General features: G+C 52.0%; 1 pseudogene. It reads left to right on the forward strand.

Annotated features, from left to right (window positions below):
• Positions 1-24: 24 nt before the first annotated feature.
• Positions 25-400 (forward strand): annotated as a pseudogene (locus ACTHSP_RS22405) (PAS domain-containing sensor histidine kinase); the annotation flags it as partial.

Consider the following 400-nt stretch of genomic DNA (forward strand, 5'->3'; position numbering starts at 1 on the left):
TTGTCGGTCGTGCAGGAGTAAACCATGCGCCGCTTTCTTCTGATTGCCGCCGTATTCGCCGTTGTTTTGTTGTACGGTCTGACTGTTGCAACGGGCAGCAGCAACGTATTGTCTGATTATTTCTGGTGGATTGTCGCCTTGTGCGGCTTGCTGTTGCTGGTGTTGGCGGCGGTGTTGGTGCGCTATGTCGTGCTTTTGATACGCGACAACAGCAAAAGCGTGTTCGGTTCGCAGATTGCGCGTCGGCTGTCGGGGATGTTTACCTTGGTTGCCGTATTGCCGGGCGTGTTTTTGTTCGGTATTTCCGCCCAGTTTATTAACGGTACGATTAATTCTTGGTTTGGCAACGATACCCATGAGGCTCTAGAGCGCAGCTTAAACTTGAGCAAATCCGCGCTGA

This window comes from Neisseria sp. P0001.S005 (assembly GCF_051963715.1).